At 68.3% G+C, this 24,660-nt stretch carries 22 protein-coding genes and 1 tRNA gene; 14 read left to right on the forward strand and 9 right to left on the reverse strand.

Going from position 1 to position 24,660, the window contains the following annotated elements; genetic code table 11:
* Both lolA and IT182_08660 read right to left on the reverse strand, forming a co-directional pair.
* On the reverse strand, nt 1-666 hold the full coding sequence (gene lolA, locus IT182_08655) for an outer membrane lipoprotein chaperone LolA (GenBank protein ID MCC6163405.1): 666 nt from the start codon (nt 664-666) through the stop codon (nt 1-3).
* Nucleotides 667-689: 23 nt separating this feature from the next.
* A complete protein-coding gene (locus IT182_08660) occupies nt 690-2,447 on the reverse strand; it encodes a PHP domain-containing protein (GenBank protein ID MCC6163406.1) in 1,758 nt (585 codons plus the stop codon).
* A gap of 134 nt (nt 2,448-2,581) precedes the next feature.
* Here IT182_08660 and IT182_08665 point away from each other — a divergent pair.
* The 5 genes from IT182_08665 to IT182_08685 all read left to right on the forward strand — a co-directional run bounded on the left by IT182_08665 (nt 2,582) and on the right by IT182_08685 (nt 9,777).
* A tRNA-Ala gene (locus IT182_08665) sits at nt 2,582-2,657 on the forward strand.
* A gap of 186 nt (nt 2,658-2,843) precedes the next feature.
* A complete protein-coding gene (locus tag IT182_08670; GenBank protein ID MCC6163407.1) occupies nt 2,844-3,929 on the forward strand; it encodes an ATP-dependent 6-phosphofructokinase in 1,086 nt (361 codons plus the stop codon).
* Between the two features lie 223 nt (nt 3,930-4,152).
* Nucleotides 4,153-4,635, forward strand: a complete 483-nt coding sequence (locus IT182_08675; GenBank protein MCC6163408.1) for a fibronectin type III domain-containing protein — start codon at nt 4,153-4,155, stop codon at nt 4,633-4,635.
* A gap of 66 nt (nt 4,636-4,701) precedes the next feature.
* Entirely contained in the window at nt 4,702-7,920 is a 3,219-nt protein-coding gene (locus IT182_08680) for a TonB-dependent receptor (GenBank protein ID MCC6163409.1), read from the forward strand.
* A gap of 255 nt (nt 7,921-8,175) precedes the next feature.
* Nucleotides 8,176-9,777 carry a VWA domain-containing protein gene (locus tag IT182_08685; GenBank protein MCC6163410.1) on the forward strand — a complete coding sequence of 534 codons (1,602 nt, stop codon included), beginning with the start codon at nt 8,176-8,178 and terminating at the stop codon, nt 9,775-9,777.
* Here IT182_08685 and IT182_08690 read toward each other — a convergent pair.
* From IT182_08690 to rplM, 7 genes are all read right to left on the reverse strand, one after another.
* Nucleotides 9,774-10,787 (reverse strand): asparaginase, encoded by a 1,014-nt coding sequence (locus IT182_08690; protein ID MCC6163411.1) that lies wholly within the window; start codon nt 10,785-10,787, stop codon nt 9,774-9,776. The two genes, IT182_08685 and IT182_08690, sit on opposite strands and share 4 nt — an antisense overlap.
* Nucleotides 10,784-11,353 (reverse strand): ribosome recycling factor, encoded by a 570-nt coding sequence (frr, locus tag IT182_08695; protein MCC6163412.1) that lies wholly within the window; start codon nt 11,351-11,353, stop codon nt 10,784-10,786. Before frr ends, IT182_08690 begins: the two co-directional genes overlap by 4 nt.
* A 24-nt stretch (nt 11,354-11,377) precedes the next feature.
* Nucleotides 11,378-12,097 carry a UMP kinase gene (locus IT182_08700; GenBank protein MCC6163413.1) on the reverse strand — a complete coding sequence of 240 codons (720 nt, stop codon included), beginning with the start codon at nt 12,095-12,097 and terminating at the stop codon, nt 11,378-11,380.
* Nucleotides 12,098-12,243: 146 nt separating this feature from the next.
* Nucleotides 12,244-13,104 (reverse strand): elongation factor Ts, encoded by an 861-nt coding sequence (locus IT182_08705; GenBank protein ID MCC6163414.1) that lies wholly within the window; start codon nt 13,102-13,104, stop codon nt 12,244-12,246.
* Between the two features lie 131 nt (nt 13,105-13,235).
* Complete coding sequence (rpsB, locus tag IT182_08710) at nt 13,236-14,081, reverse strand: 30S ribosomal protein S2 (protein MCC6163415.1); 846 nt, start codon at nt 14,079-14,081, stop codon at nt 13,236-13,238.
* Nucleotides 14,082-14,135: 54 nt separating this feature from the next.
* Entirely contained in the window at nt 14,136-14,528 is a 393-nt protein-coding gene (rpsI, locus tag IT182_08715; GenBank protein MCC6163416.1) for a 30S ribosomal protein S9, read from the reverse strand.
* A 2-nt stretch (nt 14,529-14,530) separates the two neighbouring features.
* On the reverse strand, nt 14,531-14,962 hold the full coding sequence (rplM, locus tag IT182_08720; protein MCC6163417.1) for a 50S ribosomal protein L13: 432 nt from the start codon (nt 14,960-14,962) through the stop codon (nt 14,531-14,533).
* A gap of 322 nt (nt 14,963-15,284) precedes the next feature.
* Between rplM and pilM the strand changes: the two genes are divergently transcribed.
* From pilM to IT182_08765, 9 genes are all read left to right on the forward strand, one after another.
* Nucleotides 15,285-16,364 carry a type IV pilus assembly protein PilM gene (gene pilM, locus IT182_08725; GenBank protein ID MCC6163418.1) on the forward strand — a complete coding sequence of 360 codons (1,080 nt, stop codon included), beginning with the start codon at nt 15,285-15,287 and terminating at the stop codon, nt 16,362-16,364.
* Nucleotides 16,361-16,984, forward strand: coding sequence for a PilN domain-containing protein (locus IT182_08730; protein MCC6163419.1), 624 nt, complete (start codon nt 16,361-16,363; stop codon nt 16,982-16,984). The genes pilM and IT182_08730 overlap by 4 nt, the downstream gene beginning before the upstream one ends.
* A gap of 11 nt (nt 16,985-16,995) precedes the next feature.
* Nucleotides 16,996-17,631 carry a type 4a pilus biogenesis protein PilO gene (gene pilO / locus IT182_08735; protein ID MCC6163420.1) on the forward strand — a complete coding sequence of 212 codons (636 nt, stop codon included), beginning with the start codon at nt 16,996-16,998 and terminating at the stop codon, nt 17,629-17,631.
* Between the two features lie 10 nt (nt 17,632-17,641).
* Nucleotides 17,642-18,154, forward strand: a complete 513-nt coding sequence (locus IT182_08740; protein MCC6163421.1) for a hypothetical protein — start codon at nt 17,642-17,644, stop codon at nt 18,152-18,154.
* Nucleotides 18,151-20,220, forward strand: a complete 2,070-nt coding sequence (gene pilQ, locus IT182_08745) for a type IV pilus secretin PilQ (GenBank protein MCC6163422.1) — start codon at nt 18,151-18,153, stop codon at nt 20,218-20,220. Before IT182_08740 ends, pilQ begins: the two co-directional genes overlap by 4 nt.
* On the forward strand, nt 20,217-20,849 hold the full coding sequence (locus IT182_08750) for a hypothetical protein (protein ID MCC6163423.1): 633 nt from the start codon (nt 20,217-20,219) through the stop codon (nt 20,847-20,849). Before pilQ ends, IT182_08750 begins: the two co-directional genes overlap by 4 nt.
* Nucleotides 20,850-20,863: 14 nt before the next feature.
* Nucleotides 20,864-21,646, forward strand: a complete 783-nt coding sequence (locus IT182_08755) for a PKD domain-containing protein (GenBank protein MCC6163424.1) — start codon at nt 20,864-20,866, stop codon at nt 21,644-21,646.
* Nucleotides 21,647-21,671: 25 nt separating this feature from the next.
* On the forward strand, nt 21,672-23,414 hold the full coding sequence (locus tag IT182_08760; GenBank protein ID MCC6163425.1) for a tetratricopeptide repeat protein: 1,743 nt from the start codon (nt 21,672-21,674) through the stop codon (nt 23,412-23,414).
* A gap of 121 nt (nt 23,415-23,535) precedes the next feature.
* Nucleotides 23,536-24,660 (forward strand): aminopeptidase P family protein (locus tag IT182_08765; GenBank protein MCC6163426.1); only part of this gene is annotated, 1,125 nt, incomplete at its 3' end.

The raw sequence follows: 24,660 nt of genomic DNA on the forward strand, positions 1-24,660 counted from the left end.
TCAGTCCTGCGAGACGACATCGACGCCCCTGGGCATGGAGAACACGAATCGGCTGTCGGGCACGCCGACATTCTCGCGCAGATTCGTGAACGTGAACGTGGACGTCCCGCCCTGGCCATCCACGACCACCAGTTGACGCCACGCGAGCGTGCTCGCGTCGACCACCAGCGTGAGCGTCTCGTACTCCTGTTCCTTGCGCACGGGGCGCAGTTCGAGCGCCCGCGTCCCGGACGAGCCTTGTGGTGCCGGTACTTCCTTGACCGTGAAGTCGCGCAGCAGGTCGCCGCGGCCGGCCAGGAAGACAATCGGCGTGGGGACGCGGCCGGCCTCGGGCATCGCGCTGACGCGCACCTGCCTGTCGGCGGGCACGTAGAAGTAGATCCGTGTGCCGTCGGAGATGAACAGCTTCTTCTCCGGCGACTCGTAGTCCCAGCGCATGCGACCCGGCTTGCGAATGGCGACGGTGCCCTTCTCGACGGTGCGTCGCTTCAGCACACCTCCGACGTAGGCCTGCTCGAACGACGCCGTGAAGTCGCGCACCTGCTGGTAGTGTGCCTGGACGGCCTTGGCGAGGCTCTCGGTTTCCACCTGCGCGTGAGCATGTGACGCCGGCAGCGACACGGCGACGAGCGCGAGGCAGGCCGGCAGCAGCGAACGTCGAGTCATTGCGTGTCTCCGACTGCAGGCAGTCATTCGGACCTGGGCAGGCCCGGCCCTCCGGGCCCGACCATCCCGGTGCTGGCGACGACGCCGGCACGTTTGGCGGCGACGAAGGCGCGGATGTCGTCGATCCCGCGTGTGTTCAGGACGCGATCCTTCGTGAGCGCCGCGCGCCGCGCCAGCCCGACACCGAAACGCATCTGGCGCCCGAGGCGATCGGCCATGTGGCAGTCGCTGTCGATGACGAGCGTCGCGCCGATGGTGCCCGCCAGTTCCGCGAGCGGTGCGTCGAGGTCCATGTGCCCGGGCGCGCCGTCGATCTCGACCGCCGTCCCCGTGCGAGCGGCCTCTTCGAACAGACGCGCGAAGGGCAGGGCGTAGCCGGGCTGCCGGCCGGGCGATCTGTTGGCGGGGTGCGTGATCACGTTGACGAGCGGATGGCGCAGGACGCGCTCGTAACGCTGCATGATGCGCGCGGGCGAGTGGCCGTGGCTCTCGTGCATCGATGCCAGCACGATGTCGAGCCGTTCGAGCAGCGAGTCCGGCACGTCGAGCGACCCGTCCTCGAGGATGTCGCACTCGATGCCCTGGAGGATCGTGATGTCAGGCGCCAGGGCGCGGACGGCGGCGATCTCCTCGGCCTGCGCCGCGATGCGCTCGAGCGTCAACACCCGTGCGGCCCTCGCCGTTGGCGAATGATCGGTGATCGCCATGTAGCGGTAGCCGAGCGCGCGCGCGGCGTGCACCATGCCGGCGACGCTGTCGCGACCGTCGCTGTACACGGTGTGCATGTGCAGGTCCCCCTGGATGTCGCTGACCTCGACCAGTTGCGGCAACTCGCCACGCACTGCCGCGTCGAGCACGCCGGGACGCGCGCGGAGTTCCACGGGGATGAGCGGGAGGTCGAGTCGTGCGTACAGGGTGGCCTCGTCAGCCAGCGGGATCGGGGTCTCGCGGTACCGCAGCGCGTCGCGCGTGAGCGTGAGGTGCCGCTCCGCCGCGTGCGCCCGCAGCGCGCGGACGTGCGCGCGTGGACCGGTGTACCAGGTGAGGCTCGTCGCTGCCGCGTCGGGCGTCACCGCGTGGACGACGATCGGCTCCGGATCGGCACCGATGGCGAGCGATCGCTGGCCTGCGGCGATGAGGACGTCGCGTGGCAGGGCACCCGCCGCGCGGCGAATCCAGGCATCAGGGTCGCCGGTGACGGCGAGCATCGCCACATCGGGGCTCACGGGATCGGTGCGGCGCAGGCCGCCGACCTGGTGCCACGCGTCTGGGGCGCCAGCGGCTGCCGACAACTCACGCCGCGCCTGCTTGGCCTGCATCCACGCCCGCCCCAGCGGGACGAGCGCATCGTCGGGTGAATCGGGAACCAGGGTGTCGACGAGATCCGGCGGGAGCAGGCGTTCGAGGTCGGCGTCGAGCAGCAGGTCCTCGTCGGCGATGCGATGCCGCAGAGGATGCTGACCGTCGCGGATGAGGGCGCGCCCCCCGGCGGGCAGCCGGCGCAGGAAGTGCGCAACCTCGTCGTGGTCGGCGCGCCGCAGGCGGTCGAGCAGTTCGACGTCGCGCGCGGTGATGAACCCCTGGCCTTCGAGCGCACGACGGACGAGGCTCCACGGCGTTCGCGGTTGATGGTCGAGCACGCGACGGATTGACGTCGATACCTGCGCGAGGTGCAGCGCCTCGGAGGCACGCCCCACCGCCCGCGCGAGCCCAGCCATGTGGTCCAGCGTGTCGGCAACGACGAGAGGCGAGCGACGACGGAGGTAGAACAGAACCTCCATTATGTCAGGACGGAGGCAGGCCGTAGGGGCGACAAGGGCAAGGCGCGGGTGTGCTACACTGCCTGTTCGTTCATGGGCTGCCAGGCGCGGCTGATGGACGGGTGCTTCGGTCCGTGAGGGCCAACGCCACGAGTGGGCGGCTAGCTCAGCTGGGAGAGCGCCGCGTTCGCAACGCGGAGGTCGGGAGTTCGAGCCTCCTGCCGTCCACCACACACCCCACACGCCGAACCGGGATCCGCAGGCCCGAGGCCACCTCGCCTCCGGGCCTTTGTCGTTCGAAGGGGCCTTGACGGCAAGACAGGTCTGACCAGCGGCGAGTTTGCTTTATACTTCATCAGTTCGACCCGTGCGCGAGTGCGGCACATCCTGTCTTCCCCAGAGGATTGAAGTCTTCGTATGAGCAAGGTCCGTCGGATTGGTGTACTCACCGGTGGCGGCGATGCCCCCGGCCTGAACGCGGTCATCCGCGCCGTGGTCAAAGCGTCCTACAACCACGGGATCGAGTGCCTCGGCCTCGAGAACAGCTTCGACGGACTCCTCGAGACGAACCGTCACGCCGTGCTCACCCCGCGCGACGTCACGGGCATCCTGCGCCTCGGAGGCACGATCCTCGGCACCGTCAATCGCGGGAACCCGTTCCTCAAGCCGATCGAGACCTCCGATGGGCCGCGCGACTACGCCGATCGCTGCATGGAGATGTTCTACAAGCTGCAGATCGACGGCATCGTCGTCATCGGCGGTGACGGAACGCTCTCGATCGCGCACGAGTTCAGCAAGAAGGGGATGCCGATCATCGGCGTGCCCAAGACGATCGACAACGACATCGTCGGGACCACGAACTGCTTCGGGTTCGATACGGCGGTGACCTTCGCCACCGACGCGATCGATCGACTGCACACTACGGCACAGGCCCACCAGCGCGTGATGGTGGTGGAGGTGATGGGGCGGTACGCCGGCTGGATCGCGCTCTACTCGGGCGTGGCCGGCGGGGCCGACGTCATCATGATCCCGGAGATCCCGTACGACATCGACCGCATCGCGGAGCGCATCAAGCAGCGGGACGCGTATGGCGCGAAGTTCAGCATCGTGGTCGTGGCTGAAGGCGCCGTGCCCAAGGGCGGGAAGGTGTCGCTCGTGAAGGCGGCCGACGGCGGTTACGTCGAGCGCCTCGGTGGCGTGGGACACCGCGTGGCGGCCGAGTTGGAGAAACTCACGGGCAAGGAGACGCGTACCGTGGTGCTCGGCCACCTGCAGCGCGGGGGGTCGCCCACGAGCTTCGACCGCATGCTGGCCACGCGCTTCGGTGCGATGGCTGTCGAACTGCTCGTCAAGGGACAGAGCGATCGTATGGTCGCGTTCCATCCTCCGGAAATCGGCTCCGTGCCGCTCGCCGACGTGGGTGGCAAGATGCGCCTCGTGCCGGCCGACGGCGATGTCGTTCGCACCGCCAAGTCGCTCGGCATCACCTTCGGCGACGAGTAACACCCGGACGAGCCAGGCCCCTGTCGTCCTCTTTTGTCCCTCCTGTTCAAGCTGAACCGTAAGCGCACTCTTGCAGATGGGTCCGTGTGAGCGTAGGCTGCTGCGCACACGCGATGCCCGTTGGGTGCGCTGACGCCGATTCGCGGTGCCGCGCGCTGAACCCTGGGTGATCTCGTCGCTCGCGACGAGACTGCCTGCGCGGGTGGTTCGCGGAGGGTCGACCATGTTCCTCCATCGTCGCCGCTTCCTCCGGTCCGGGCCTGTCGCCGGATTGCCTGGCCTTGTGGGGCATCCCGTCCTGGGGCAAGGGGTCGCCAGACCTCCAGAGAACTTCCGCACGCTCGGCGCGCCTGTGGTGCAGGCCCCGACGGGCACGTCCGCCGCTGTCGCATGGGCCGTCAACGACACCAGCACGGGCTGGATCGAATACGGTGAAACCGAGGAACTGGGCCAGGTCGCGTTCGGGACCAACGAGGGCCTGCAGCCGCTCGACGCCTTCGTCCACAAGGTCCGGATCGAGGGGCTGCAACCCGGCACGAAGTACTTCTACCGCACCGTGAGCGTGCCCATCGCGTTCATGGGACCGTACGACATCCGGCGCGGACGGCCGTTCGAGAGCGCGACGCATCACGAACTCGCCGTGACCATGCGGAAACTCGACGGCACCACCATCGGTACGTACACCTACGGACGTCGGGCGTCCTGACGTCTCGTTACAGGAGGACCCTCCCCCATGAACATGAATTCATGTCCTCATTTCGAACGAACCCGCTTGGCCAGACTCATGACGGCCCTGGCGTTGTGTGGCAGCCTTGCCGTCCTGCCACGTGCGGCTGGTGCGCAGACGCTCTACGGGAGCGTCGTCGGCACCGTCGTCGATGAATCGCAGAGCCACGTGCCCGGCGTGTCGATCACCGTCAAGAGCGCGGCGACGGGACTCACGCTCACGACGGTCTCGGGCGACACGGGCACGTACACGGTTGCCAACGTGCTGCCAGGGACGTACGACATCGTCGCGTCGCTCCAGGGCTTCCGCGAGATCACGCGTACGGGCGTCCCCGTCACGGCGGGCACCGTCGTGCGTGTCGACGTCGTGCTGCTCGTCGGCGATCTCACCGAGTCGGTGACGGTTGCGGCAGACGCGGCCGTGCTGCAGACAGACAAGTCGGATACGCGCGTCGAGCTCCGCTCGCGCGACATCGTCGACATGCCGCTGCCGGCGTATCGCAACTTCCAGAGCCTGATGAACCTCGTGCCAGGCGCCACGCCGCCTGTCGGTGCCAACACGAACGACACGCCGGGCAAGTCGCTGCGCTCGGTGGTCAACGGCACCAACTCCAACAACAACGGCACGAAGCTCGATGGCCAGGTGAACATGAACGTCTGGCTCACGCATCACCTCGGATACGTGCCACCCGCCGAGACGATCGACACCGTGGCGATCTCGACCAGCAGCTTCGACGCCGATCAGGGCATGGCCGGCGGCGCGGCCGTCACGGTGGTGACCAAGTCGGGCACCAACGACCTGAAGGGATCCGCGTTCGGCTTCCACGGGTACGACGGGCTGAACGCGCGGCCGTACTTCGCGCCGTCCAAGCCGGACATGTCGCGGACGATCGTCGGCGGCACGCTCGGCGGCCCCGTGCGCAAGAACAAGCTGTTCTACTTCGCGTCGTGGGAGGGCATGTTCGAGCGCGAGACCACGTTCTCGTTCTTCAACGTCCCGACAGAGAGGATGCGCGCCGGCGATTTCGGCGAGGTGAGCAACGTCATCTACGACCCCGCGACGGGTGCGGCCAACGGTGCCAACCGTCAGGCGTTTGCCAACAACGTCATTCCCGCGAATCGACTCAGCCAGTCCGCGCTGCGCCTGCAGGAGTACTACCCACGTCCCAACCTGCCTGGCCTCGCGCGCAACTACGTGCAGGATTTCGAGGCGAACCTCGATCGCAACAACTACGACGTCAAGTTGAACTGGAACCGGTCGGCGGCCCATCAGGTGTGGGGCAAGGTGAGCGTCATGGACGCGCTCAGCCAGAACCTCGCGCGGTTCGGGTTCGAGGGCAAGGGGCGCGGAAACACCACCTCGGTGCTGACGTCGCTCGGCCAGACGTACACGCTCACACCGACCACCATCCTCGACGGCACGATCGGCTTCAACACGTACAAGCAGGACTTCAGGCCACCCGACTACGGCGTCAACTATGGCCTCGACGAACTGGGCATTCCCGGGACCAACGGCCCCGACGAGCGCCAGAGCGGATTCCCCTGGTTCGCGACGGGACTCTCGACGATCGGCGAGAGCCGTTCGTGGTATCCGATGAAGCGCGACGACGGCAGCTTCTCGATGTCGGGCAACCTGACGATGCTGCGTGGACGGCACGAACTGCGGTTCGGCGGAGAAGCGGCACGCCTGTGGCTCAATCACTGGCAGCCTGAAGTGGGTGCCGGGCCGCGCGGGGGCATCACGTTCGGCGGCGGACCAACGGCGCTGCGGGGCGGTGCGGCACCGAACCTGTACAACCAGTACGCGGCGTTCCTGCTCGGCCTTCCCACGGTGGTTGGCAAGAGCATCCAGAACGAGCTGATGACCGCGCGCGAGTGGCAGTTCGGACTGTACGTGCGCGACCGCTGGCAGGTGAACTCGAAGGTCACCATCAACGCGGGCATTCGCTGGGAGTACTACCCGCTGATGATGCGCGACGGACGCGGCATCGAACTGCTCGACCTCAACACGATGGAAGTCCTCCTCGGTGGCGTGGGCGGCAACGCCGACGACCTCGGGATCAAGGTCAGCAAGGGACTCTTCGCGCCGCGCGTCGGCGTGGCCTGGCGTGTCGACGATGACACGGTGTTCCGCACGGGCTTCGGCGTGACGTACAACCCGCAGCCGTTCGCGCGGCCGTTCCGTGGTTTCTATCCGCTCACCATCGCGGCCGACTACGCGACCCTCGACAACTTCGTGCCCTACGGCCGGCTCGAGAACGGCATCCCCGAGATTCCGATTCCCGACACGTCGAGCGGCCGCACGCCGCTGCCCTCCAATGTGCTGATGCGGTCGCCAGACCCGAACAACATCGATCGCGGCTACGTGCAGTCGTGGAACGTGACGGTCGAGCGCCGCCTGCCGCTCGACATCTCGCTGAGCACCGCGTACGTCGGCACGCGCACCGACCGCGGCTTCGCCTACCAGGACATCAACGCCGGTGAACCCGGACGCGGCGCGGCGGGCCGGCCGTACTTCGCGCAGTTCGGCCACCAGGCGTCGATCCAGTGGTTCGGCGGCATCACGCGCTCCAACTACCACTCGCTCCAGCTCGCGGTGAACCGTCCGTTCAAGAACGGGCTGCTCCTGAAGGGCGCGTACACGTTCGCCAAGGCCATGAACATGACCGATGACGATGGGTGGGCGGGCCTGTCGTGGAACACGGCCTATACGTTCGAGCGCAATTACGCGCGGGCGGGCTTCGACAGGCCGCACGTGTTCCAGATGGGCTTCGTGTACGAGCTGCCGTTCGGCCGCGAGCGCTCGGGCGTGCTGGCGTCGATCATCCGCAACTGGCAGGTCAACGGCATCTTCGCGCGGTACTCGGGCACGCCGTTCACCGTCACGACGTCGGCCACGTCGCTCAACGCGCCTGGCAACACGCAGACGGCCGACATCGTGGGGGAGATTCGCAAGGTGGGCGACATCGGCCCCGGCGTGAACTACTACGATCCGTCGGCGTGGGCGACGGTAACCGAAGCGCGCTACGGCACCACCGGCCGCAACAGCGTGCGCGGCCCGCGCGCGACGCGTCTCGACCTGTCGGTGTTCCGCGGCTTCCAGGTCGGCCGCCGGCGTCTGGAGGCCCGCGTCGAGGCGTTCAACCTCACGAACACACCGCAGTTCAACAACCCGGCTGCCAACGTCACGGGCGCCAACTTCATGCAGATCACGTCGGCGACAGGCGAACGCAACGTCCGCGTCGGCTTACGCTTCGCATTCTGATGTCGATGTAGGGCCGGGCTCGGAGAGCCGGCCCTACCCACTACGGCGGCAGGTAGGGTCGGCCTTCCGGGCCCGACCCACCCTTCACCCGCGCCAGGGGCTGAAGCCCCTGGCCTCCATCCGATGGTTTGGACCCTTTCCGGAATGGAGCGAGGAGGCCCCGGTCGCCTGGTCCCGCGTTCTTGGTAAATGGAGCGAAGGGGCTTCAGCCCCTTCGTCAGCCTGCGACGACGTGGCGCTGTAGAATTCCGGGGATTGTCTGTCTTCAGAACCAGAACCTGCGTGTTCCTTGCGATCGCGAGCGGCGTGAGCCTTGGTCTCGCACTGGCGCAGACCGTGCAGCCGGGGTTCAGGACGACAACGCTGGCCACCGAGATCGAGGTGGCGGTCTCCGATGCGACGGGCGCCGCGCCGCGCGATCTGACAAGCGCGGACTTCGTTGTCGAAGAAGACGGCGTGCGTCAGCGCATCCTCCACGTCGAGTTCCTGGGCGGGGAGGCGCTGATGGCACCCTCCGCAGTCGCGCCTGCGGACGCCGGTGTGGTCGTGCGGACCAATCGCGACATGCGGACGTCGCGGGCGTGGGTACTGCTCGTCGATGACCTGCGCGTGACCGGCGTTCTCAGAGACGGCGTGAAGGCGGCGCTGCGTGCCGTGGTCGACGGCATTCCCGACGGCACCTGGATCGCTCTCGTCCCGACGAGCGGCGACAGGCGTGTGGCGCACGAGTTCACCACCGACCGTCGCGCGCTGCTCGAACGGATCGAGCGATTGCGCTTCATGCAGCCGATCCGCGAGGCTCCGGGGCTCGATGTGAGGACCGACGATCCACGACCGGGCGGTGATGGGACTCCCACGTTCCAGGCGGGACCCGACCTGCGCGAGCAGTCGGCGATCGACCACCTGCTCTCGAGTCTCGGCAATATCGGCCTGATGCTCGGTCGTGCCGGGGCACGACACGCCACGATCGTGCTCGTGAGCGCGGGACTTCCACTCGCTGTCGACAAGGAGGCGATTCGTGCGCGCTCCGCGTCTGGCGGTGGCGGGGCAGACAAAACACTGCAACGGATAGCGGAGATTGTCGAGGCGATCGACAAGGTGCGGCGCGGCGGCGCGACGATCCACGTCATGGATCCGACGGCCTTCGACGCGGGACACCTCGCGCGCGTCGCGCGCATCGAACGCGGCTTTCGCGGGCGGTCGGACACCATGGCTACGTCGGACGATCCCCACGCCGCGGCACGCGTTGCCGCCGAGCGCACGGGCGGCGTGTACGTGCGCGCGCCGGGCTCCGGTGACGCCGCAGCGGCGGTGCTTGCCGCCACGCGTGATGTCTACCGCGTGAGCTACATGCCCGCGGACGATGCACGCGACGAACGATTGCGTGAGGTGCGGGTAGAGGTTCTGCGTCCGGGGCTCACCGTGCGTGCGCGGACGGCGTACGCCCGCGTGACCGATCGGACCTTCGAAGCGCAGCGTGCGACAAAGCCGCTGGGTGCGGCAGTGGCGAGCGCGCTGCCGAACGATGCGCTCGGCCTGCGCGTGAGCGCGCAGGCGAGTCGTTCAGCCACCGGCCGTCCTTCGATGACGGTCGTTGTCACGCTGCTCGACGCTCCGGACCACGGCGATCCCCCGACGGATACCGTGGAAGTGCTCGCGCTGGCCATCGATCGACGGGGACGGACGGCGGGGAAGGCCGGCGGCCGGTTCGATGTGCGTGAGAGTGAGGGTTCCCTGACGGCACCACCGCTGCGGCTCGAGAACCTTTCATCAGGACGCTACCAGTTGCGCATCGCGGCGCGGAGCCTCGGCCTCGACCGCGTGGGAAGCGTGTTCCTCGACGTTGATGTCCCCTAGCTGAGCGGGTCGTCGAAGATGGTGCGGAGGGCTTCTCGATCGGTGGTGTGGCCGAGGGCGAGCATCAGTTTGATGCGCGCCTTCACGCCGCTCAGGCGACCCGCGAAGATGAGGCCGAGATCGCGCAGGCCGCGTCCGCCACCTTCATACCCGTAGCGCTCGCGCACGCTGCCCGCGCCGCAGCGCGACGTGAGGACGACGGGGAGGCCTGCGTGGACGGCCGCCGCCAGGTCGTCGAGCATCGCCGGCGGGACGTTGCCGCGCCCGAGCGCCTCGACGACGAGTCCCTTCGCGCCGCTCGCGATGGAGCAGCGCACGAACCGGCCGTCCATGCCGGCGGCCACCTTCACGAGATCGACGTCGGGCTCGACACGCCGCACGCGCAGCAGGCCATCGGCCTCCGCGTCGTACCACGCTGTCTCGCGTGGACTCGATCGCAGATACCGCACCACACCCGCGTCGACCACACCGACAGGTCCGAACTCGCGCGACTGGAACGACGCGGCAGCCTCTGTATGGACCTTCTCGACTTCGCGGGCCGACAGGATCTGCTCGTTCATCGCCACCATCACGCCGCGCGCGCGCGACGCCGGTGCGCTGGCCACCTGCACGGCATGCACGAGGTTCGCCGGTCCATCCCAGCTCGGCTCGGACATCGTCCTGATCGCGCCGACGAGGACGACGGGCTTGTCGGTGCGGAGGGCGATGTCGAGGAAGTACGCCGTCTCTTCGAGCGTGTCGGTGCCGTGCGTGATGACGACACCTTCGACGTCGGGCCGTTCGAGCCACGCCGCCACGCGTCTCGCGAGGCGCCACATGTGTTCCGGCGTGACATGCGGACCGGGGAGTTGCGAGACGTCCTCGAGCTCCACGTCGGCGATGGCCGCAAGCTGCGGCACGTGCGCGAGGATGTCGTCGCCGCGCATGGCGGGTACCGCCGATCCCGATCGCGCGTCGATGCGCATCGAGATCGTCCCGCCCGTGAAGAGGATGGCGACCGTGGGCGTCACACCGTGAGGAGTTCCAGGTCCTTCTGCTTCTGCAGCGTGTCGATCTGCCCCACGTGCTGATCGGTGAGCTTCTGCACCTCGTCGAGGCCGCGCCGCTCATCGTCTTCCGAGATCGCGTGGTCCTTGAGCAGGCGCTTCATGCGATCGTTGGCGTCGCGACGTACCTGCCGCACGCCGTTGCGCGCTTCCTCGGACAGCTTGTGGACGACCTTGGTCAGTTCCTTCCGGCGCTCTTCGGTGAGCGCGGGCAGGGGAATGCGGACCAGCTTGCCGTCGTTGGCGGGATTGAGCCCGAGATTGGCGGCGCGGATGGCCTTCTCGATCGCGCCCATCAACTGCGGGTCGAACGGCTGCGCGACGATCATCGTCGACTCGGGGACCGAGAGCTGCGCCACCTGGTTGAGCGGCATCGACGAGCCATAGGCCTCGACGTGCACGCCATCGAGGAGGGCCGTCGACGCGCGGCCGGTGCGCACGCCCGCCATTTCGCGCTTGAGGTGATCGACGGCACCACCCATCCGCTTGCGTGATTCGTCGAACAGCGATTTCAGATCCGGGACATCCATCGTCGTGTCTTCCTGCTCCGTTGATCAGGCGGTAACCAGCGAACCCACCGGCTCGCCCATGATCGCGCGGCGCATGTGGCCTGGCGCGTTGAGGTCGAGCACCACGATGGGCATCTTGTTGTCCATGCAGAGCGAGATCGCCGTCGCGTCCATCACCTGCAGGCCCTGTTCGAGCACCTGGAGGTAGGTGATGCGGTCGTATCGCGTTGCGGTGGGATCCTTCTTCGGGTCGGCGCTGTAGATGCCGTCGACCTTGGTGGCCTTCATGATGACGTCGGCCTTGATCTCCATCGCGCGGAGCGCGGCGGCCGTGTCCGTCGTGAAGTAGGGGTTGCCCGTGCCGGCGGCGAAGACGACCACGCGGCCCTTCTCGAGGTGCCTGATCGCGCGGCGCCTGATGAAGGGCTCCGCCACGGCACGCATCTCGATGGCGGTGAGCACGCGCGTGGGCGTGCCGTTGTGCTCGAGCCCGTCCTGCAGCGCCAGCCCGTTCATCACCGTGGCGAGCATGCCCATGTAGTCGGCTGTCGCGCGGTCCATGCCGCGTGCGCTCGCGGCCATGCCGCGGAAGATGTTGCCGCCGCCGATCACGATGCCGACCTGCACGCCGAGCGCGCGTATCTCGGCGATTTCCTCGGCGATCCGCGTGACAACCGCGGGATCGACGCCATAACCCTGGTCGCCCATCAGGGCTTCGCCGGACAACTTGAGGAGTACGCGGGTGTACAGGGGAGCGGACGACATGCCGGGCGAGATTATACCTTCGCGGATGCGACACGGGCGGCAGCGGAGAGGCTCCCGCTGCCGCCCGGAGGACATTGCAATGACGAATGACGAATGACGAATGGCAACAGGCCTGCCGCGCCGTAGCGCCGCAAGCGCGAAGGCGGTCAGCTCTGGTTGGCTTCGCCGACCTTGAAGCGCACGAAGCCCGTAATCGCGAGCGGCGCGCCCACGGCCTTCGACACCGCGTCGAGCGCCTGCGAGACCTTCACCTTCGGATCGCGGATGGTCGGCTGATCGACCAGACACACCTGCTCGTAGAACGCGCCGAGCTTGCCTTCGATGATCTTCTCGACCACGTTGGCGGGCTTGCCGGAGTCGGCCATCTGCGCGCGGTAGATCTCCTTCTCCTTCGCAACAGCATCGGCCGGCACTTCCGCGCGGGTGGTGTACTGCGGCGCCGCCGCGGCCACGTGCATCGCCAGCTCGTTGACGAAGCTCCTGAACGCATCGTTGTCGGCCGCACCGGCCTTCGCGCCGTCGATCTGCACGAGCACGCCGATCTTGCCGCCCATGTGGCTGTAGCTGCCCACGTAGTCGGCAGACACGCGCGCGGTCCGCGGCACGCCCATGTTCTCGCCGACCTTGGCGATCTCGGCGGTGATGCGCGATCCGATCGGGCCATCGGCCGCCACCAGCGCATCGTGCGACAGGTCGCTCGTGAACACGGTGTTGGTGATCTCGGCGACGAGCGCCTTGAAGCCGTCGTTGCGCGCCACGAAGTCGGTCTCGCAGTTGACCTCGGCGAGCACGCCGCGTGTGCGGTCGTCGCTCACCTCGATCCCGACGATGCCCTCCGAGGCTACGCGCCCGGCGCGCTTGGCGGCCTGGGCGAGGCCGCGCTTGCGGAGGTACTCGATGGCCGCGTCCACGTCGCCGTTGGACTCGGTCAGTGCGGTCTTGCATTCCATCATGCCCGCGCCGGTACGCTCGCGCAGGGCCTTGACCATCTCAGCTGTGATTGCCATGACGTTTGGATCCAGAGAATGAGACACAGGGGAGGGCGCCCGGGCCGGACGCCGATGAATGGACACAGAAAACGCCGGCCGGAGGGAAGCTCGGGCCGGCGTCTGGAACGCTCCGCGGCGAACGGCCTCGATTAGACCGAGGCCGGTGCAGCGGGTGTCGCGGGTTCCGTCTTCGGCGCGGCGGCGCGGGCGACGGACGGACGCTGCTGGGCGCGCAGCGGTTCACCACCGGACTTGGCCACCGCTTCACCATCGGGTCCGACGGCGACGGCCGATTCGACCTGCGCCGACTCACGCACGCCACGACCGGCGAGCACGGCGTCGGCGATGCGCGAGGCGAACAACCGGATCGCCCGCAGCGCGTCGTCGTTGCCGGGGATGGCGAAGTTCACCTGGTCGGGATCGCAGTTGGTGTCGACGATACCGATGACGGGGATTCGCAGCTTGCGGGCTTCGTCCACGGCGATCTGCTCGTGCCGCGTGTCGACGATGAACACCGCGTCGGGCAGGCGATCCATGTGACGGATGCCGTCGAGATTCTTCTGGAGCTTGCGCTTCTCCTTCTCGAGCCGCGCGATCTCCTTCTTCGAGAGCATGTCGTACCGGCCGTCGGTCTCCATGGCCTCGAGATCGCGCAGACGGGCGAGACTGCGCTGAATCGTCGTGAAGTTGGTGAGCAGCCCACCCAGCCAGCGCTGGTTGACGTGGAACATGCCGCAGCGGGCGGCTTCCTCCGCAATCGCGTCCTGCGCCTGCCGCTTGGTGCCGACGAACAGCAGCGTCCGGCCCTCGGCGGCCAACTGCATCACGAACTGCTCGGCATCGCGGAACAGGCGCGCGGTCTTGCCGAGGTCGATGATGTAGATGCCATTGCGCTCGCCGAATATGTAGGGCTTCATCTTCGGATTCCAGCGCTTGGTTTGGTGGCCGAAGTGTACGCCGGCCTCCAGCAGGTCTTTGACAGCGATCGGGGTCAAGCTTCCTCCAACACGAGACACACAAGGCCGGGCCACGCCGGCCGGACAGCAGGGTTAACGCTTGCTGAACTGGAAGCGCTTGCGGGCGCCCGCCAGGCCGTACTTCTTCCGTTCCTTGGCGCGCTGATCGCGCGTCAGCAGCCCGGCCTTCTTCAGGCGGCCACGCAGTTCGCCGCTGTAGAGGCACAGCGCGCGGGCGATGCCGAGGCGCAGCGCGCCGGCCATCCCGGAGATGCCGCCGCCGGCGGTCGTGGCCACCACGTCGAACTTGTCGAGCGTCTCGGTGAGCACGAGCGGGGAGCGGACCTGCAGACGGAGCGACTCGGTGTTGACCGCGTCGGCAATCGGCTTGTGATTGATGGTGATCTGGCCGGTGCCAGGGCGCAGGAACACCCGAGCCGTCGAAGACTTGCGACGCCCGGTGCCGTAGTACTGGATGACTGACACGTTTACTGGACCTCGAGGGACTGGGGCTGCTGCGCCGCGTGCGGATGATCGGCGCGCTCGTACACATTGAGCTTCCGGTACATCTGGTCGCCCATCTTCGTCTTCGGGAGCATGCCGCGGATGGCTTCCTCCATCAGACGGGCCGGACGGCGCTTCCGCAGGTCCTTGGCGCGCTCCTCGCGCAGCCCGCCTTCGAAACCGCTGTGATACCGGTACATCTTCTGTTCTTCCTTCTGCCCGGTCAGCACGGCCTGACCCGCATTCACCACCACGACGTGATCGCCGCAGTCGATATAGGGGGTGTACGTCGGCTTGTGCTTGCCCTGCAGGACCTTGGCGGCCAGGCTGGCCACCCGCCCGAGCGACTGGCCCGCCGCATCGATGACGTGCCACCGTCGCTCGATGGACTTGGCGCTCGGAATGAACGTGCTCATGATGACCCTTTGACTCCTTGCTGACACACAGCAAAAGGAAATGATAGTTGGCGCCGACGCTACATGTCAAGCGCCGCCCGCCTGCGATGAGTCCGGTGCCCGCTGACCGGTGCCCGGTGCCCGGCAATGACCGTGCCGGCCATCCGACCCCCCTGTCACAATTCTGCCAGCGTACCGACGAGGTCCGATAGCAGATATCGCACACGCGACCCCATTCCTCGCTCATTTGATTGCAAATCTGGTTGGCACCGCCCTTGCCTATAGCTGGTGCGGTTACGAACCTGCGTGCTCGGCAGTTGGGCCGGGCCCTGGGACGTCCCCAGTGAGTGAGGTCGACGTGCTGTTCCGCAAGCAGAAGCCAGTCGTCGGACTGGACATCGGATCGAGCGCCATCAAGGCTGTCGAACTGAAAGCCTCCGGCAAGGGCTGGAAGGTGGTCGCGTTCGGCATCGAGCCGCTCCCGTCCGACGCCATCGTCGACGGGGCCATCATCGACGGGACCGCCGTGGCCGAGGCCATTCGGCGTCTCTTCGAGCGGCTCGGCATCAAGAACCGCGACGTGGCCGCCTCGCTGTCGGGCAACGCCGTGATCGTCAAGAAGATCACGCTGCCGGCCATGACCGACTCCGAACTGGCGACGTCGATCACCTGGGAAGCCGAACAATACATCCCGTTCGACATCCAGGACGTCAACCTCGACTACCAGATCCTGACGCGGCCGCCCAAGGGCGCCGCCGCGGGGGCCACGATGGACGTGCTCCTGGTGGCGGCCAAGAAGGAGACGATCGCCGACTACACGGGCGTCATCGCCCAGGCCGGCCGCGTGCCCGCCATCGTCGACGTCGACGCCTTCGCGCTCCAGAACGCCTACGAAGCCAACTACGGGGCCCGCGATGCCATCGTCGCGCTCCTGAACATCGGGGCGAGCGCCATCAACATCAACATCGTGCGCGGCGACCAGTCGCTGTTCACGCGCGACGTGCCGATCGGCGGCAACGCCTATACCGAGGCCCTCCAGAAGGACTTCCAGATCGCGCAGGAGAGCGCCGATCTGCTCAAGCGCGGCTATCCGGCCGACGGCCTCGACCCCACGCAGACGGGGCCGAGCCTCCAGATGGTCACCGAGGCCGTGCTCCTCGAAGTGCAGAAGACGCTCGACTTCTTCCGCGGCACCACCGGTGCGGATCACATCGACCTGCTGCTCGTCACGGGCGGCGGATCGCAGGTGAGTGGCCTGGTGGAGGCCCTCCACGACCGCCTCGGCTATCCCGTCGAAGTGCTCGACCCGTTCAAGACCGTCAGCTTCGACGCCGCGAAGTTCGGCGTGCCGGTGCTGACCGAAGCCGCCGCGGCGTCGACCGTCGCCGTCGGACTGGCCCTGCGCCGGATGGGGGACCGATGATTCGCGTCAACCTGCTCGCCTCCGAACAGCACGTCGCGAAAGCGCCGGCGTTCTCGGGGCTGAGCGCCAACAAGATCCACATCCTCGGCGCCCTCATCGTGCTCGCGGGCGCCGCGGCCACGGGCTACCGGCACTTCGATCTGCAGGCGCAGCAGCGTAACGCGGACCTCCAGCTCGAACAGGCGAGGGCCGAGGAGACGCGCCTCAAGTCCGTCAAGGAGGAGCGCGCCAAGCTCGAGGCGCAGGAAGCCCTGCTGCAGCAGCGCGTCGCACTCATCGAGCAGCTCCGCAAAGGGCAGCGCTCGCCGGTGCTCCTGCTCGACCAGGTCAGCCGCCAGTTGCCCGAGCGCCTGTGGCTCACGCAGATGCAGCAGGCCGGCGCCGACGTGACTCTCGAGGGACGCACGACCACGCTCACGGCGTTGTCGGACCTCATCGGCAACCTCGAGAACTCCGGGGCGTTCAACCGTCCTGTGGAAATCATCAACACCGAAGTCGAGAACGGGCGCGGGGAAGGCGACCTGATGAAGTTCACCGTCAAGGCTGCCTTCCCGATGGGCGCCATCGAGACGCCTGAGCCTGCCCCCGCCGCCCCTGCGGCGCGCGCGGCCCGTCGCTGAGGACCATGGCCATGGATCTCGGACTCAAGAAGCTGCCCTTGTGGGGCCAGGTGGCCCTGTACGTGGTGCTCGCGGCCGGTCTCTTCGGCGCGCACTACTACGTCTACGGCACGGACATGGCTGCCGCGGTGGCCAGGACACAAGCCGACGCTCAGAAGATCGAGGTGGAGAACGCGCGCGCGCGCATCGACGAGAAGCGACTGCCCGAGCTGCGGGCGGGCATCGCGGAGCAGACCGCGCGTCTCACGGCCCTGCGCAACGTGCTGCCCGAGCAGAAGGACGTGGGCGACCTGCTGCGCCGCATCCAGACGCTCGCCACGCAGTCGAGCCTCACCATCCGGGGCTTCAAGCCGCAGGCGGTGGCGCAGAAGGCGCAGCACGCCGAATGGCCGATCTCGCTGCAGCTCGAAGGCACGTACCACGACCTCGGCGCGTTCTTCGACAAGGTCAGCCGGATGCCGCGCATCATCAACATCTCGGGCATCCAGATCAAGGCGCACACCGCCAACGACCCTACGCCGGCCACCGTCGACGCGCAGTGCACCGTCACCACGTTCGTCCTCCAGGAGGCGCCCGCCGCGCCTGCCGCAGCCGGAAACAAGCGTCCCGGTGCCGCCGGTGCCCGTCCGCCGACGGCCGCTCGCTGAGGTGTCCGCCATGTCCATCACTCCCATCCGCCTCGTCCTGCTGGCGCTGGCCGTCGTCCTGCCGGTCACGGCGCCCGCCGCGACCAACGACAACGGCACCACACCCGCCACGCCACCGGGGGCGCGTGCGGCGGCAGCGGCGGCTGCCGCGCAGGCCGCCGTCGTGCCGGAAGACCGCGTCGGGTACGACCCGGCCGGACGCCGCGATCCGTTCGTGAGCCTGCTCTCGCGGGGTGACGCGCGTCTGCCGGCGGGCGACCGCACCGCGGGCACCAAAGGGCTGCTCATCAACGAGTTGGCCGTCCGCGGCGTGTTGCGCAGCGGCGGCGCGTTGCTTGCGATCGTCCAGGCGCCCGACAAGAAGAGTTACACCCTCCGCCCCGGCGATCCCCTCCTCGACGGTGCCGTCAAGGTGGTCGCCAAAGACGCCGTGATCTTCGTGCAGCGGGTGGACGACCCGTTGTCGCCCGTGAAGCAGCGTGAAATCCGCAAGACCCTGAGAACCCCCGAGGAGAACCGATGATGCGCCCGCGCACGCCGATCCTCGCCGTCCTCACCGCCGTTCTCGCCGTCAGTGCGTCCGTCGCGACGCTGGCGTCGAGCGTGGGGCGTGAGGCGCGCGAGATCCCGCAGCAGGTCCAGGATGGACAGCGCCTGGTCATCGACACGCCGTGGCGCGTGTCACCACCCCTGATGGCTCGCCTGGCCGCCCAGGCCACAGCCCCAGAATCGGAGGCCGCGCGCGCGCTGACGGCGCTCCGCACGGCGAGCGAGGACGGCGACGTTCTCATCACCGTGGAGGGCAACGGCAAGCTGACGGCATCGGCGGTGCAGATTCCCGACGCGTCACCCGCACGACTGGTGCTGGACTTTGCCGGGGTCACGCCGAAGGTCGCGGCTACCACCGCCGTCAACACCGGGCTGGTGCGCCGGGTACGCGTGGCGCGCCACAGCGTGACGCCGGTCGTCACGCGCCTGGTGGTGGATCTGAACGGCACCTTCCTCTACAAGGTGCGGCCCTCGTCGGATCAGCAGTCGCTGGTCATCACGATCGGCGATCCGAATCAGCGCGCGCGCCGTGACGATGAAGCGCAGAGCCGCGCGTTCGGCAAGGCAGCGGCGCCCACCGCCGTGGCGGCCAAGGCGCCGCCGTCTGGCCCCGAGGTCGTGCCCGCCTCCGCTCCCGCCGCGCCGCGTCCCGCGAGCCCTGCGCCACCGCGGACAGCTCGTCGCACCGCGGCGACACCGCCCGTACCCGCAGCGCCACCAGCCGCAGCGCCGCCCGTGCCGCAGACGGTGCAGCTGCCGGATGCCAAGGCGATGGCCGACGGCCGGTACACGGGTTTCCCCATCTCGCTCGACTTCGAGGGTGTGGATCTGCGCGCCGTCCTTCGCACGCTGGCGGAGGTGACGGGGCTCAACCTGGTGCTCGATCCGGGCGTCAAGGGCGTGGTCGACGTGGCGCTCAGGGACGTGCCGTGGGACCAGGCGCTCGAAATGATCCTCCGCGCCAACCAGCTCGCCTACAGCGTCGACGGCACCATCGTCAGGATCGCTCCGACGCAGACCTTCTCGAACGAGGCCGCCGAGCGTCGCAAGCAGGCCGAAGAGCGGATGCGCGAACTGGCCGTGTCGAAGAAGGAATACAAGACGTCGCGCCTCAGCTACGCGAACGCGAAGGATCTGGCGCCCCTCATCAAGAAGTCGGGCATGACGACGTTCGGTGACGTCCAGGTGGACGAGAACACGAACACACTGATCCTGTTCGACATCCCGGACGGTATCGCCAAGGCCGAGCAGCTCATCGCCGAGCTCGATCGCCCGCAGGCACAGGTGGAGATCGAGGCGCGCATCGTGCGGACCACCAAGACCGCCGCGCGGGAACTCGGGCTCTTGTGGGGCTTCGGTGGCGCCGCGACGCCCGAACTCGGCAACACCACGAAGATGGCGTTCCCGAACTCGATCAACACCGGCGGCACTGCAGGCACGATCAACACGGCCGTGGACAACGCGTTCATCAAGCTCGGGAGCGTGAACGGCGCGTTCAACCTCGACGTGGCGCTGTCGGCACTCGAGACGCAGGGCCGGGTGAGCATCATGCTCCGTCCGCGCGTGGTGACGCAGAACAACATCAAGGCCACGATCACGCGCGGCCAGGAGATTCCCTACACCACGCTGCAGACGCCGGGCGCCGGCGAAGGCGTGAACGTCATCCAGCCCGTGCCGCAGGTGCAGTTCAAGACGGCGGCCCTCACGCTCAACGTGACGCCGCGCATCACCGAAGCGAACACGGTGATCCTCGACGTCGACGTCGACAACGGATCGCCGGGCCAGATCGAGGCCAACGGCAACCGCTCGATCAACACGCAGCGCGTGACCACGCGCGTGCTCGTGGCCGACCAGGGCACCACGGTCATCGGCGGCATCAACGAAGCCACCACGCAGTTCACCGAGGACCGCACGCCGGGCCTGCACCGCCTGCCGCTCGTCGGCCGGCTGTTCCGCCGCGACACGGCGACCGACGACGAAGGCGAACTCCTGATCTTCATCACGCCGCGCATCCTGCGTGACGGAGGACCCGTCAAATGAGACTTACGCGATATCTCACGCAGTCAGGCCGGAGCCGCACGATGCGCGCTGCCGTCCTCGTCCTGGTGGCGGGCGGCGCCACGCTCGTCGCCGGCTGCAGCAGCACTGTGCGCACGAGCCAGGCTTCGTCCTACCTGGTGCTGCAGCGGCTCGAAGGCTCGTCCGGTGCCGACCAGGGCGGCGGCACGTTCATGTCGGTCCTGCGGTCGGACGTGATGACCAAGGGCGGCATCTTCGAGGACAACGGGCGCGTCACGCTGTCGCTCGCGATGAAGGACGTCACCAACCCCACGGGGCCGACGACCAACAACCTCGTCACGCTGAACCGCTATCGCGTGGAGTACCGCCGGACCGACGGCCGCAACACGCAGGGTGAGGACGTGCCGTACGCGTTCGAGGGCGCCATGGGCGCGACGATCGGCGAACAGCCGACCTCGGTCGTGTTCAGCATCGTTCGCGCGCAGGCCAAGCTCGAGAAGCCGCTCGTCACGCTGCGTGGCGGCAACGGCGCGCTCCTCATCTCGACCATCGCCGACGTGACGTTCTTCGGCAAGGACCAGACCGGGCGCGACGTCACCGTGACCGGTTCGATGAGCATCAACTTCGCCGACTGGGCGGACCCCGACTAGGGCCAGGTGCAGCCATGACGACCGCACGACGCAATTCTCTTCTGCTGCTGGCACTGGCCGGCGTGTGGGCCACCGCGGCCTGCACGAACAAGCCGGAGATTCCGAAGGCCACGGGCCCGTCGGAACTCGGCCTCTCGCTCCAGGTGCTCGCATCGCCGGACATCCTCAATACCGACGGCATGTCGACGTCGCAGATCACCGTGACCGCGCGCGGGCCCAACAGCGAGCCCAAGCCGAACGTGCCGCTGCGTGCCGACATCCGCGTGGGCGGCGCCATCGTCGACCTCGGGTCGCTGTCGAGCAAGCACTTCAGCACGGGTGCCGACGGTCGCGCGACGGTCGTGTACACGGCCCCGCCGGGAGGCCTCTCGGGCAACCCCGATGGCGGTAACCTCGTGCAGGTGACGTTCACGCCGCTCAGCGGCGACTACATGAACGCCGTCGAACGATCGGTGGCCATCCGGCTCGTGCCGCTCGGCACCATCGTGTTCCCGGGACAGCCGATCGCCAACTTCACGTGGCGTCCGACCGAGCCGTACGTGATGGAGGAAGTCACGCTCGATGCCGGCCTGTCCAGGGACTGCTCGCTCACGGCGAGCGCGCCCGCCGATTGCTACGACTCGCCGTCGCTGCAGTACGAGTGGAACATGGACGACCGCAACATCATCCTGTCGGGTCGCGTGATCAGGTATCAGTTCCCGCGGACCGGTGACTACTTCGTGAAGCTCACGGTCACCAACGCACTTGGCAACAAGGTGTCGGTGACCAAGCAGATCGATGTGATCGCGCGGCCATAGCGCCGCCTCTCTCGAGAGACCCCGCATGTCGACCGGGAACCCACTCGAACAGCTCCGGCGCCGCATGCAGTCGCATGCGTCACCGACGGCCTTTGCCGCCCTCGCGGAGGAACATCGCCGCGCCGGCCATTTCGCCGATGCGATCGAGGTGTGCCGCGACGGACTCGCGCAGTACCCGGCGTATGTTTCGGCGCGCGTGACCCTCGGTCGCGCGCTGCTCGACAGCGGCGACGCCGCGAGCGCCGTGGCGGAACTGGAGCAGGCCGTGGCGCAGGCGCCTGACAACCTGGCCGCGGCGCGCGCCCTCGAATCGGCGAAGGCCGCGCTCGGCGACGCGCCACCGTCGGATGGCGAGATGGCGTCGTACGCCGGCGTCGACCCGTCGCCGGCTCCGCCGTCGATCGTCGCGTCGGCGTTGTTCGATGCCGGCAACGATGCGCAGGGATTCGGCGACTACGCGTGGTCGACGCCGGTCTCTGATTCGTATCAGGTCGGTGGCGGCACGCCCGGCGAAGCGGTCGTCGACGTGCAGGCCGATGAGGCGTTCGGCGCGGCGTCGCTCCCGGATGCCGATGCGATCGCTCACGATGATGCGCCCACGATGCTGTTCGCGCCGCCCGTGCTCCAGGGCGAGGAGCCCGCTGGCGTGTGGCCCGTGCCCGTCCTCGACGCCGATCCCGCGACTCCCGCCGTGGCGGCTGGTGCGCCCGCCGCGCCGGTCGCGGCTGTCGTGGACCCCGGCGTGTGGGACGCGCCGACGATCCTGGCGCCGCTCGTCGACGTCTTCGCCGCCGAATCGTCAGGCAGCGAACCGTCAGCAGTGTCTGACGCATCAGTCGAGGCTGGCGCTGACGTTCAGGTGAGCGAGACCAGCGCTGCCGAAGCATCGGCGGCGGCCGCAGACGAATCGTCGCCGTTCTGGAGTGGTGCCTTCGGAGGTGAGCCGCAGGCCGAGTCGGTCCCGTTCTCCCGCTGGGAAACCGGCGCGCAGGAGCCGGAGACCGTCGTCGACGCGACGGACTGGGCCGGCCACGCGGAGGAGGAGACAGGACCCTGGGCGATTCCCGACAGTCCCTCCGCGACATGGTCGGTGAGCGACCTGCACGACCCGTCAGGCGCGGACAACGTACCGACGGCCCACGCCGCCGAGGCCGACGTCGTGGAACCGCCACCGCTTCCACTGTCGGTCGAACCACCTCCGCTTCCCACCATCCCTGACGTCGCCGCCGACTCCGCGTCCATTGCGACTGCGGATGAGGCCATCGACGTCGCAGGTGTAGCCGCCGCTCAGGCATCCATCGTTGCCGCCGATGCGGTCCGCGAGGCCGTTGACGTGGCCACCGCCGCTGATACGGAGTCCCCAGATGCGGCTGCTGATGCCGTCAGCGACGCCGTCGATGTGGCTGTCGCTGCAGCCGACGATGCGGATGCCCGACGTGTCGCCGCCGGATTTCCCACCTTCGCCGACGGCTACGGCGCGGCAGGTCATCCGGCGATCAGCGAACCCGCATCAGGCGACATGTGGACCGGCTCTCTGAAGTCCGCACTCGGCGAGGTGTTCGCGCAGGCGGGGCTGTCCGATTCGCTCGAGCCCCCGGCGCATCCGTCGCCGGCCGTCCGCGCCGCCATGGCCGACGCGGCCGTCGACGCCGCGGTGGACGATGCGGTACTGAACGACGAGACGATGGCGCCCACGCTGCTGTCGCTCCAGCAGTTGCTGGATTCGGTCCGCGCCCGCCGCGCCGCCCTGTTCCACAACGGGCAGTGACGCCGGGCAGGAATGATGAACGCCGAATGACGGACATGGAGCGAACGGTCTCGCCATAGCGCGTCGCGCGACGGCGGAAACCCGTTCGTCAGCTCATTTCTCGTGCGACACTGGCGCCGCCGTGTCAGCCGCTTCACTGCCCGCGTTCGACTACCGGGCCCGCCTTGCGCGGGCGTCGGCGGCGGTGCAGGGCGCCGGGGCCGACGCCCTGTACATCTCGCACCTCACGAATCTGCGGTACCTCTGCGGTCTGGAGGCGACAGCCGGCGCGGGCCTGTTGACTGCCGACGGCCGGCTCCACGTGCTCGTGGACCCGCGGTATGAAGCGGCCGCCGGCGCTCGCGCCGACGAGGTGGGGCGCGACCTGGTGATTCCCGTGCACACGTCGGCGATCCGCCCGGCCGCCTGGCTGGCTGACCGCTGCGTGGGAGAGGGCATGCGCGCGCTCGTGCTGGAGAGTCGCGTCTTGTCGCTGCACGACGGCCGCCTCCTCGAGCACGAACTGGCCGCTGTCGAGTGGCGCGGGACGCTCGTCGATGCGCCGCTCGACCTCATCGAGGGACTTCGCCGCGTAAAGGATGCCGCCGAACTCGCGATTCTCCGCGAGGCGGGGCGCCGATTGAGCGACGCCGCACGGGGTATCCTCCGCGACGGCGTGGCGCGGGCCGGCCGCTCGGAACTCGAAGTGGCCGCCGACATCGACGCGCGCGTCAGGGCCGCCGGGTTCTCGCGCGCCGCCTTCGACACGATCGTCGCGAGCGGGCCCCGGAGCGCACTCCCGCACGCCCGGCCGACGGACCGCCGCCTCTCTACTGATGAGGTGGTGGTACTGGACTTCGGTGGGGTCTACGGCGGATACTGCGTCGACCTGACCCGGACCGTCTGTCTGGGAACCCCCTCGCCGGAGGTGGACCGCCAGTATCAGGCGGTGCTTGCGGCGCAGGTGGCCGGGTGCAGTGCCGTTGGTCCGGGCGCGGAACCGGGCGACGTGGACAAAGCCGCCAGGGACGTGCTGGACGCCGCGGGCCTGGGGGAGACATTCGGACACGGCACGGGGCATGGGCTCGGTCTCGAGGTACACGAGGCGCCACGGCTCGCACGACCCCGGCCGGACGACGCCGCCCAGCCATCCCTCGAGGCTGGCGTGGTGTGCACCATCGAACCGGGGGCATACGTGACGGGCCGTGCGGGCATCCGCATCGAAGACGATGTGGTGGTGACCGGGGATGGCCATCAACGAATCACC

This window comes from Acidobacteriota bacterium (assembly GCA_020845575.1).
Lineage (GTDB): Bacteria > Acidobacteriota > Vicinamibacteria > Vicinamibacterales > Vicinamibacteraceae > Luteitalea.